Origin of the sequence: Acinetobacter sp. UBA2581, from assembly GCF_002339435.1 — a bacterium.
GTDB classification, from domain to species: domain Bacteria; phylum Pseudomonadota; class Gammaproteobacteria; order Pseudomonadales; family Moraxellaceae; genus Acinetobacter; species Acinetobacter variabilis.
In genome coordinates this window covers 1-11596 of sequence record NZ_DDLD01000040.1, presented here as the reverse complement: position 1 = coordinate 11596, position 11596 = coordinate 1, and the positions used below count along the sequence as shown (strand labels likewise).

Below are 11596 nucleotides of genomic sequence, written 5' to 3'. Positions count from 1 at the left end.
AAGATGAGTAGAGGTACTCGTACATTTCATATCTACCGCTACGATCCTGATAAGGATAAAGCACCGTATATGCAAACTTTTAAGCTTGAACTGACTGATAAGCACCGTATGTTGCTTGATGCACTTCTGGCATTAAAAGTACAAGACGAATCTTTAACGTTCCGTCGCTCATGTCGTGAAGGTATTTGTGGTTCTGATGGTGTAAACATCAATGGTAAAAACGGTCTTGCATGTCTGTGGAACCTGAATGATTTACCAGAAACAATCACAATCCGTCCACTGCCAGGTCTTCCAGTAGTTAAAGACCTTGTTGTAGACATGAATCAGTTCTACGATCAGTACAACAAAATTCATCCGTTCTTGATTAATAATCAGCCTGCACCGCCTAAAGAGCGTCTACAGTCTCCTGAAGAACGTGAACATCTTGATGGTCTGTACGAATGTATTCTTTGTGCATGCTGTTCAACTTCATGTCCGTCATTCTGGTGGAATCCTGATAAGTTCTTGGGTCCTTCAGCATTGTTGAATGCTTACCGCTTCATCATTGACTCACGTGATACAGCAACTCAAGAGCGTTTGGCTCGTCTTGACGACCCATTCTCGCTGTTCCGTTGTAAAGGCATCATGAACTGTGTATCTGTATGTCCTAAAGGCTTGAACCCTACTAAAGCAATCGGTCACATCCGTAACATGCTTCTAGATATGGCTGGCTAATTTAGACTGCAATCAACAGTTTTTCAAAAAGCACACCACTTGGTGTGCTTTTTGCTTTATAGGGCTCCATAAATGAACAGTAGTAGTGAAAACAGCTGTTATTGGTACTGTATCTCATATGATCAAATCGGGTGATGAATCATTGCAGAGCATTTTGGTCGGATTTATGCACTATTATGATGTTGTCTAAGGTATTTATGATTTTTAGATGTAATTCTGGACTGAAAAAGGTTTTCAATAATGTTATTATATAACGCAAAGTTGTAAAGGGAGTGGATTGGAAGATTTACTCTCTTTTTGTTTATCAAAAAGATGTAGGACTTTAGTCTACGCTGAATGTGTTTTTCATTTAAAGCTCCCTATGTTAGAGTAATTTCTGACGGAAGTATTTGACTAAAAAACATGCGTTTCTCGTCAAAAAAATCAATTGATTAGTCGAGATCGTGATAGCATTTAGCACAAGACCATATTTAAAAAATGTGTGGGCCGGTGTACATTTTTTAAACACGGAAAAAGTAGAGACTGGTATATAAATGTAAGTCAAAGTCGCTTTAGAAAAAATATAGTTTAAATCTTTGTTTTTTCTAAGTCGATTTGCAAAAAATTGCTCGGTCACGATCGGGTATTCAATGAGTGATGATGCCGCTGAGGGGCGTTATTGTTCATTAAACATATCAAGAATTTTCTTGGTGTGGTGATAACGCCTCATGGCTTATGCCTTATGGGGGACTAATGTTGAATTATCAATTTGACATTACTAATCCTGGGTTTTGCTTAAAAAGCATCCTGAAAATGTTTTTGCAATAGGAAATGGGTCCACAAATGCAAGAAGTTGCTGACGCTCTGCGTCTTGACACTGAACTTTCCGCTGATAGTGCAGCGTATATTGAAGAACTTTATGAGCAGTACCTCACTGCTCCAGACTCAGTGGGTGCTGACTGGAGAGCGTACTTCGATAAATTCCCAAAAGGTGATCAACCACACAGCAATGTACGTGAGCAATTCCTACTTTTAGGTCGCAATTCAAGCCGTATTCAGCCTGTTATCCAATCGACAGTAAGTTCAGAGCATGAACGTCGTCAAATTGGCGTTTTACAGCTGATTGCTGCGTACCGTAACCGTGGCCACCAAAAAGCAAAACTGGATCCATTAGGTCTGGCTAAACGCGAAGTTGTGCCAGATCTTGATCTTTCTGCGCACGGTTTAACTCAGTCTGATCTGGACACTATATTCAATACCGGTAACCTTGCGATTGGTAAGGAAGCAGCGACTTTGGGCGAAATGGTCCAAGCGATGGAAGCGACTTACTGTAGCTCTATCGGTGCTGAATACATGCATATCGTGGATACCAAAGAAAAACGCTGGATCCAGCAACGTCTTGAAAGCGCACGTGGTCAATATGGCCTGAGTGCTGATCAGAAAAAACATGTTCTTGAACGTTTAACTGCGGCTGAAGGTCTGGAAAAATACCTCGGTAATAAATTCGTGGGTGCAAAACGTTTTGGTGTTGAAGGTGGTGAGTCTTTCATTCCTATGGTGAATGAATTGATCCAGCGTGCCGGTTCTGTAGGCTGTAAAGAAGTTGTAATCGGTATGCCACATCGTGGTCGTCTGAACCTTCTGGTTAACATCATGGGTAAAAACCCGGCTGACCTGTTCGGTGAGTTCGAAGGCAAATCACTACACAAGAAAGGTTCTGGTGATGTTAAGTATCACCAAGGTTTCTCTTCTAACGTGATGACTCCAGGTGGTGAAGTTCACTTGGCATTGGCGTTTAACCCATCTCACCTTGAAATCGTTGGACCTGTAGTTGAAGGTTCTGTACGTGCACGTCAAGTCCGTCGTAAAGACATTGGCGGCGATGACGTGTTACCAGTGATTGTTCACGGTGATGCTGCATTTGCAGGTCAAGGCGTAAACCAAGAAACCTTCCAGATGTCACAGACTCGTGGTTACACAGTAGGTGGTACAGTTCATATCGTAGTGAACAACCAGGTTGGTTTCACCACATCTGATCCACGTGATGCGCGTTCTACAGAATACTGTACTGATATCGCGAAAATGATCCAGGCACCGATCTTCCATGTAAATGGTGATGATCCGGAAGCTGTATTATTTGTTGCTCAGCTTGCACATGACTTCCGTCATACTTTCCGTAAAGACGTCGTGATCGATATGTTCTGTTACCGTCGTCGTGGTCATAATGAAGCGGACGAACCAGCTGCAACTCAGCCAATGATGTACCAGGTGATCAACAAAAAAGCGACCACTCGTACGCTTTATGCTGACAAACTGGTTCAAGAAGGTGTACTTGATCGCGCAACTGCAGATCAAATGGTTGAACAATACCGTTCTGATCTTGAAGCCGGTAAACATGTAGCCAATGCACTGGTTCTAGAGCCGAACAAGAAAATGTTCGTAGACTGGACACCTTACCTGGGCCATGAATACACAGACGAGTGGGATACTACATGTGATCTAGAACGTCTTAAAGAGCTTGGTCGCAAAATGCGTGAGCTTCCAGAAGGCTTCGTGATGCAGCGTCAGGTATCTAAAGTGATTGACGACCGTCTGAAAATGCAAACTGGTGAAATGCCGCTGAACTGGGGTGCTGCTGAAACTCTAGCCTATGCATCACTGCTAGATGATGGTTATCTGGTCCGTTTAACTGGTGAAGACGTGGGTCGTGGTACATTCTCACACCGTCATGCAAAACTGCATAACCAGGTAGATGGCTCAACTTATATTCCACTTTGCCACATCAAAGAGAACCAACCGCGCGTTGCGATCTATGACTCTTTATTGTCTGAAATGGCAGTACTGGCATTTGAATATGGTTATGCGACGACTCTTCCTAAGAGTCTGATCATCTGGGAAGCTCAGTTCGGTGACTTTGCAAACTGTGCGCAGGTGGTGATTGACCAGTTCATCTCATCTGGTGAAACCAAATGGGAACGTGTATGTGGTCTGACTATGCTTCTGCCACACGGTTTCGAAGGCCAAGGCCCTGAGCACTCATCTGCACGTCTGGAACGTTTCTTGCAACTATGTGCTGAAGATAACATGCAAGTGATGACTCCAACTACACCTGCACAGATCTTCCACGCGTTACGTCGTCAGGCAATCCGCCCGATCCGTAAACCAATGATCATCATGTCACCTAAATCATTGCTTCGTCATAAATTAGCGGTGTCTAATCTGGAAGAACTGGCTAACGGTACATTCCAGACTGTGATCGACGAAGTAGATAACATTAACAAAGCAGACGTAACCCGTCTGGTATTGTGTGGTGGTAAGGTTTACTACGATCTGGTTGAAAAACGTCGTGAAAAAGAATTGAACAACACTGCAATTGTACGTATTGAACAATTGTATCCGTACCCAGAAGCACGTCTTGCAGAAGTTCTTGCTCAGTATCCAAACGTGAAAGAACTGATTTGGGCACAAGAAGAACCGAAAAACCAAGGTGCTTGGTTGTTCATCGCGCCTCGTTTATATGACGATGTGATGAAAGCGGGCAAACAAATCCGTATTAGTTACGCAGGCCGTGAAGCTTCAGCTGCACCGGCGTGTGGTTCACCATACTTGCATGCAAAACAACAAGCTCAGCTCGTTAACGACGCTCTAGCGATCGATGCTGAATAATCCAGGAGATTCTAAATAATGGCAACCGAAATTAAAGCACCGGTATTTCCAGAGTCAGTTGCGGACGGTACGATCGCAACTTGGCACAAACAACCAGGTGAAGCAGTATCACGTGATGAAGTGATCTGTGATATTGAAACTGATAAAGTTGTTTTAGAAGTTGTTGCTCCTGCAGACGGTACAATTGCATCAATCGTTAAAAATGAAGGCGATACAGTGCTTTCTGCTGAAGTGATTGCACAGTTTGAAGAAGGTGCTGTATCTGGCGCAACTCAAACTCAAGCAGTTCAATCTGAAACTGAAGCATCAGTAGAGCAAGCTGCTGCAAAAACTGAAGCGGGTAATGCACCGATCGTTGAGCGTCAACAGGTTCAAGACCAAGCTCCAGCAGTACGTAAAGCATTAACCGAATCTGGTATCAATGCTGCTGACGTATCTGGTACAGGTCGTGGCGGTCGCATCACTAAAGAAGATGTTGCGAACCATCAGTCTAAACCTGCAGCGCCTGCTGCTGCACCGTTAAGCGTTGCGGTTGGTGAACGTATCGAAAAACGCGTTCCAATGACTCGTCTGCGTAAACGTGTTGCTGAACGTCTGCTTGCTGCAACTCAAGAAACTGCAATGTTGACTACGTTCAACGAAGTTAACATGAAACCAATCATGGAAATGCGTAACCAGTACAAAGAAGCGTTTGAAAAACGTCATGGTGCGCGTCTAGGCTTCATGTCATTCTTCGTTAAAGCTGCGACTGAAGCACTGAAACGCTATCCAGCAGTGAATGCATCGATCGATGGCGACGACATTGTTTACCATGGTTACTATGACATTGGTGTAGCGGTTTCTTCTGACCGTGGTCTAGTGGTTCCTGTTCTTCGTGATACAGACCGCATGAACTATGCTGAAGTTGAAAACGGCATCCGTGCATACGCTGGTAAAGCGCGTGAAGGTAAACTTGCAATCGAAGACATGACTGGTGGTACTTTCACTATTACCAACGGTGGTACTTTCGGTTCATTACTTTCAACTCCAATCTTGAACACTCCACAAACTGCGATCTTGGGTATGCATAAAATCCAGGAACGTCCTATGGCAGTGAATGGTCAGGTTGAAATCTTGCCAATGATGTACCTAGCGCTTTCTTATGACCACCGTCTCATTGATGGTAAAGAAGCTGTAGGTTTCCTTGTAACAATCAAAGAATTGTTAGAAGAACCAGCTCGTCTGATCCTTGATCTTTAATTCTAAAGAATAAATCCATGGGTTTAGGGTGATCCTCTAGGCCCATTTTTGGAGAGAATAATGTCTCAACAATTCGATTTAGTTGTAATTGGTGGTGGCCCAGGTGGCTACGAAGCTGCAATTCGTGCTGCACAGCTTGGTTTTAAAGTTGCATGTATCGAAAAACGTATTCATAAAGGTAAACCTTCTTTAGGCGGTACTTGCTTAAACGTCGGTTGTATTCCTTCTAAAGCACTTCTAGATTCTTCTCACCGTTATGAAGATACTGTTAAGCATTTAGATGACCACGGTATTACAACGGGTGAAGTTGCTTTCGATTTGTCTAAAATGCTGGCGCGTAAAGACAAAGTCGTTGAGCAATTGACTGGTGGCGTTGCACAGTTACTTAAAGGTAATGGCATCGAATGGTTACAGGGTACTGGTAAATTACTTGCTGGTAAAAAAGTTGAGTTCGTACCGCATGAAGGCGAAACTCAGGTTTTAGAGCCTAAATATGTCATTCTTGCATCTGGTTCTGTACCAGTAAATATTCCTGTTGCTCCTGTAGATCAAGACCTGATCGTGGACTCAACTGGTGCGCTTGAATTCCCAGAAGTGCCTAAACGTCTTGGTGTGATCGGTGCTGGTGTAATCGGTCTTGAACTTGGTTCAGTATGGCGTCGTCTAGGTGCGGAAGTTGTTGTATTTGAAGCAATGGACGCATTCTTGCCAATGGCTGACAAAGCATTAGCAAAAGACTACCAAAAACTGTTGACTAAACAAGGCCTTGATATCCGTATCGGTGCAAAAGTTTCTGGTACTGAAGTTAATGGTCGTGAAGTGACTGTTAAATACAGCCAAGGCGGCGAAGACAAAGAACAAACTTTCGATAAGCTGATCGTTTGTGTGGGTCGTCGTGCTTATGCTGAAGGCCTATTGGCTGAAGATTCAGGTATCAAACTGACTGAGCGTGGTCTGGTTGAAGTAAACGACTGGTGTGCAACTTCTGTTGAAGGCGTATACGCAATCGGTGACTTGGTACGTGGTCCAATGCTTGCACATAAAGCAATGGAAGAAGGCGTAATGGCTGTTGAACGTATCCACGGTCATGCTGCTCAAGTGAACTACGACACCATCATTTCTGTCATCTACACTCATCCGGAAGCGGCTTGGGTAGGTTTAACAGAAGAGCAAGCCAAAGAAAAAGGTCATGAAGTGAAAACTGGTCAATTCGGTTTTGCTGTAAATGGTCGTGCTTTGGCTGCTGGTGAAGGTGCTGGTTTCGTGAAGTTTGTTGCTGATGCAAAAACTGACCGTCTACTTGGTATGCACGTGATTGGACCTGCTGCGTCTGATATCGTTCACCAAGGTATGATTGCACTTGAATTTGTATCTTCAGTTGAAGATCTACAGTTGATGACGTTTGGTCACCCAACGTTCTCTGAAGTCGTACATGAAGCTGCTCTTGCAGTTGATGGTCGTGCGATTCACGCGATCCAACGCAAGCGTAAGTAATTCTTCAAAGAGCGGCTTCGGCCGCTCTTTTTACATTTGGTGGTTGTTTTTGAATGAATAATCATCTAAAAATAAAGATAAGTAAAATTTAAGATCCAAAAATACCAATATTGATTGATGTGAACCAAGAAATATTGGGAATACGTGTAATAACAAAGTCAAATAAGTAGTAAAAGGTTAATCAATGAATTTACATGAATATCAAGCAAAAGCGTTATTAAAAAAATATGGGATGCCTGTACAAGAAGGTATTCTTGCTACTAATGCTGAAGAAACAGTACATGCTTTTGAGCAGCTTGGTGGGAAGTTTGCAGTATTAAAAGCGCAGGTTCACGCAGGTGGTCGTGGCAAAGCGGGTGGGGTAAAAGTGGTAAAGTCGGCTGAAGAAGCAGCTGAATATGCCAATCAGATTATTGGTTCACGTTTAGTGACCTATCAAACCGATGCCAATGGTCAGCCAGTCAACAGTATTCTGGTCTCTGAAGATGTTTATCCGGTAGAGCGTGAACTTTATCTGGGTGCTGTGGTAGACCGTTCAACTCGCCGCATTACCTTTATGGCATCGACTGAAGGCGGTGTCGAAATTGAAAAAGTGGCAGAAGAAACGCCTGAAAAAATCATTAAAGTGGAAGTTGATCCTTTAGTGGGATTATTGCCATTTCAGGCGCGTGAAGTGGCGTTTGCACTTAAGTTAAAAGATAACCAGATCAATCAATTTGTCAAAGTCATGACAGCTGCTTACCAAGCTTTTGTCGAAAATGATTTTGCACTGTTTGAAATTAATCCGCTCTCTGTTCGTGAAAATGGAGATATTCTGTGTGTCGATGCCAAAGTCGGCATTGATTCGAATGCACTGTACCGCCTGCCTGAAGTCGCAGCTTTACGTGATAAATCACAAGAAAATGAGCGTGAGCTAAAAGCGTCTGAATTTGACCTGAACTATGTTGCTTTAGAGGGCAATATTGGTTGTATGGTCAATGGTGCCGGTCTTGCGATGGCAACCATGGACATTATCAAGCTTTATGGTGGTCAACCAGCTAACTTCCTCGATGTGGGCGGTGGTGCGACCAAAGAGCGAGTAATTGAAGCGTTTAAAATTATCTTGGCAGATTCTTCTGTACAAGGTGTTTTGATTAATATTTTTGGTGGAATTGTACGTTGTGACATGATTGCTGAGGCAATTATTGCAGCGGTTCAGGAAGTAAATGTCACTGTGCCTGTAGTTGTTCGTCTTGAAGGGAATAATGCAGAGCTTGGTGCCAAGTTACTGGATGAATCTGGTTTGAAATTGATTTCTGCAAATGGCTTGGCCGATGCTGCAGAAAAAATTGTTGCTGCAGTAAAAGCTTAAGGAGTATCACAATGAGCGTATTAATTAATAAAGACACCAAAGTTTTAGTCCAAGGCTTTACAGGCAAGAACGGTACATTCCACTCTGAACAGGCTATTGCCTACGGCACTAAAGTTGTTGGTGGAGTAACACCGGGTAAAGGTGGTCAATCACATCTGGATCTGCCAGTATTTAATACTATGCGTGAAGCGGTGCAAGAAACTCAAGCTGATGCTTCTGTGATTTATGTGCCTGCACCTTTTGTACTTGATTCTATTGTAGAAGCTGTTGACTCAGGTATTGAGCTGATCGTTGTGATTACTGAAGGTGTACCAACACTGGATATGCTGAAAGCCAAACGTTATTTGGAAACCAATGGTAATGGCACGCGTCTGATTGGTCCAAACTGTCCGGGTATCATTACGCCAGGCGAGTGTAAGATCGGGATTATGCCGGGTCATATTCACCAGCCAGGTAAGATCGGCATTATCTCACGTTCAGGTACTTTGACTTATGAAGCGGTTGCACAAACCACTAAATTAGGTCTTGGACAGTCTACATGTATCGGGATCGGTGGTGATCCGATTCCAGGCATGAACCAGATTGATTGCTTGAAACTGTTCCAGGAAGATCCACAAACTGAAGCCATTATCATGATTGGTGAAATTGGCGGTACTGCTGAGGAAGAAGCAGCTGAGTATATTCAGTCACATGTGACCAAGCCAGTGGTAGGTTATATCGCCGGTGTCACAGCGCCGAAAGGTAAGCGTATGGGTCACGCAGGTGCCATCATTTCTGGCGGTAAAGGAACTGCTGAAGAGAAGTTTGCAGCCTTTGAACGCGCGGGAATGGCGTATACACGTAGTCCTGCTGAGCTGGGTTCAACCATGCTTCAGGTCTTGAAAGAAAAAGGTTTAGCTTAATTTATTAAGCTGATAAAAAGCCCTCACTCTTGAGGGCTTTTTTATAATTGCTGTAAAAGAAAATTAAAGTCTAACTAAATGATAATTCGAAAATTGAGTATTTAGCTATCTACACCAGCTTTAGCTTTCAGGCTTTGGGTCAGCCCATTGATGTCACCGCCCTGAATGCCTAATTCATTCATCAGACTATCAATTAAAGGTGCCTGGCTACGATAACGTAAAGCACTATTCACCACCTGATCGGAGAGGGCAACATTGCTGCCTTCATGATGGGCATCTGCCTGACAAGAACCCGCATGTGTGCCATGTAAACCATTGACTTGCAAAATCTTGATGTCATCAATGTTTTCCATAGGCTTAACACTTTCACGAATGATTTCAGGCAGGTATTTCAGCATTGCTAGGCGGATTTGCATTTCCACCTGTTCAGATGACAGTACATTATTTGCTTCATTCACTGCACGGGTACCTTCAGCATCGACCTGATACTGTTTCTCCATTGCTTGAGCAAGTAATACTTTGGCATCCGCTTCACCTTTAGCTTTTAGGCGAACTTTTTCAGCTTCGGCTTCAGCGGCTATACGAACCGCTTCTGCATCGTCGGCTGCTGCCTGTTTGCCAGCCTCTGCTGCAACGGTAATGGCAATTGCATCTTTCTCAGCCTGTTCTTTCGCTGCCACCAGTTCAACCGCTTTTTGACGTTCAGCTTGCTGGATCTGACGGACAGTGATGACTTCTTCTTCCGCTTTAACCGCTTGAGCACGTGCCTGATCAGCTAAAGCTTTGGCTTCAGATTCAGCACGGGATTTTTCTGCAATTGCAATCGCACGATCCTGTTCAGCTAGTTCAATCGTTTTCTTCTGTTCAACTTGGGCTTTTTGAATAAGCTGAGCTTTCTGAATGTTTTCATTTTCGACATCACGAGCTGCCAGAATGCGTTTCAGTTCTACTTCACGTTCAGCAGCAATACGGGCTTCTTCCGCTTCACGTTTTTTTGCAGCTTCCTGAGCTGCAATTTCAGCTAACTGTTCAGCACGGCGAATCGAAATTTCACGTTCCTGTTGCAATTTGGCATATTCTTCTTCACGGATAATTTGTAGACGCGCTTGCTCGGCTTCCAGATTTTTGGCTTTAATGGCCAGATCCGTATCCTGTTCAATATGATTACGCTTACGGCGACGATCTTCAATCGTTTCAGTGAGTTTGGTCAAACCTTCAGCATCGAACGCATTTTGTGGCTTGAAGTATTTAAAGCCAGTTTGATCTAAGCCAGTTAAAGAAACAGTTTCCAGTTCCAGACCATTTTTGTGCAGATCTTCAGATACCACTTGCTGTACTTTTTGTACGAAGTCGACTCGCTTTTCATGTAACTCTTCCATCGCCATTTCAGCAGCAACCGCACGTAAAGAGTCGACAAATTTACCTTCCACAAGATTTTTCAGTTCATTTGGTGACATTGTCTTTTGGCCAAGAGTTTGTGCTGCCGTAGCAATCGAATCGGCAGTTGGCTTTACGCGCACATAGAATTCAGCCATCACATCGACACGCATGCGATCACGGGTAATCAGCGCCTGATCATCGGCACGACGGACTTCCAGACGTAGGGTATTCATATTCACTGGAATGATTTCATGTAGTACCGGTAGCACCAAAGCTCCGCCGCCTAAAACGACTTTAATGTCATATCGTTTTGTTAGTATTAATGTTAATGATTTGTTTTTATTGAATAATATTGAAAATGTGCAATTTAACAAATTTTTTAACATTTTTTAGAAAAATTAGGCTAAGAGTTATTAAAAAAAGGTTTCAAATATGTCAATGCTTCTGCCATATTTTGATCATACGTTTTCTTTTCATCCCATCTTTTGATTACTTCATTCATTCTGTTTATTACATTATTTTCTTGAGATTTTTTTACTACTTTACTTAAAAGGCTTCCTATCACTTCTTCATATACCTTTAAATCATAAATTTCATAATTATATATTTGTTGAATTTCATCATCATTAGTATCAACTTCTACTTCTAAATCAATGCATTGATTGTTAATTGGGTCAATGATATAAGTTTGTTCCTTTGAGTCTCCTTCATAGTTACTAGCAAGAGAAAGTACAACTCTAAATGCTCCAAAATATTCAATATATCCAAAGATACGTTTTAGTTGAGAACTTGCTTTTATGTGAATACAATAAAAAGGGATATCGTTATTTCTGTTCTTAATAAAATCTTTATTAGGGCGTGTTGAACATTG

The 11596-nt window shown here is 42.8% G+C and carries 8 protein-coding genes; 6 read left to right on the top strand and 2 right to left on the bottom strand.

Translation table 11 applies throughout. The features are described from left to right. The first annotated feature begins 3 nt into the window (after nucleotides 1–3). From B3Q46_RS04445 to sucD, 6 genes are all read left to right on the top strand, one after another. The gene (locus tag B3Q46_RS04445; protein WP_175967077.1) at nucleotides 4–714 is read left to right on the top strand and encodes a succinate dehydrogenase iron-sulfur subunit; all 711 of its coding nucleotides are present in this window, start codon (nucleotides 4–6) and stop codon (nucleotides 712–714) included. A gap of 822 nt (nucleotides 715–1536) precedes the next feature. Further along, nucleotides 1537–4359: a 2-oxoglutarate dehydrogenase E1 component gene (locus B3Q46_RS04440; protein WP_262736158.1), complete on the top strand. Its 2823-nt coding sequence runs from the start codon at nucleotides 1537–1539 to the stop codon at nucleotides 4357–4359. A gap of 18 nt (nucleotides 4360–4377) precedes the next feature. Then, entirely contained in the window at nucleotides 4378–5598 is a 1221-nt protein-coding gene (gene odhB, locus B3Q46_RS04435; RefSeq protein ID WP_005234619.1) for a 2-oxoglutarate dehydrogenase complex dihydrolipoyllysine-residue succinyltransferase, read from the top strand. Nucleotides 5599–5658: 60 nt separating this feature from the next. Beyond that, the gene (gene lpdA / locus B3Q46_RS04430; RefSeq protein WP_004782973.1) at nucleotides 5659–7092 is read left to right on the top strand and encodes a dihydrolipoyl dehydrogenase; all 1434 of its coding nucleotides are present in this window, start codon (nucleotides 5659–5661) and stop codon (nucleotides 7090–7092) included. A 184-nt stretch (nucleotides 7093–7276) separates the two neighbouring features. After that, a complete protein-coding gene (gene sucC, locus B3Q46_RS04425; RefSeq protein ID WP_175967079.1) occupies nucleotides 7277–8443 on the top strand; it encodes an ADP-forming succinate--CoA ligase subunit beta in 1167 nt (388 codons plus the stop codon). A gap of 11 nt (nucleotides 8444–8454) precedes the next feature. Next, a complete protein-coding gene (sucD, locus tag B3Q46_RS04420; RefSeq protein ID WP_005234623.1) occupies nucleotides 8455–9345 on the top strand; it encodes a succinate--CoA ligase subunit alpha in 891 nt (296 codons plus the stop codon). A gap of 101 nt (nucleotides 9346–9446) precedes the next feature. Here sucD and B3Q46_RS04415 read toward each other — a convergent pair whose 3' ends face one another. Both B3Q46_RS04415 and B3Q46_RS04410 read right to left on the bottom strand, forming a co-directional pair. Further along, nucleotides 9447–11078 (bottom strand): flotillin family protein, encoded by a 1632-nt coding sequence (locus tag B3Q46_RS04415; RefSeq protein ID WP_286713709.1) that lies wholly within the window; start codon nucleotides 11076–11078, stop codon nucleotides 9447–9449. A gap of 50 nt (nucleotides 11079–11128) precedes the next feature. Next, nucleotides 11129–11596: hypothetical protein (locus B3Q46_RS04410; RefSeq protein WP_286713674.1), on the bottom strand; the 468-nt coding region annotated here is incomplete at its 5' end.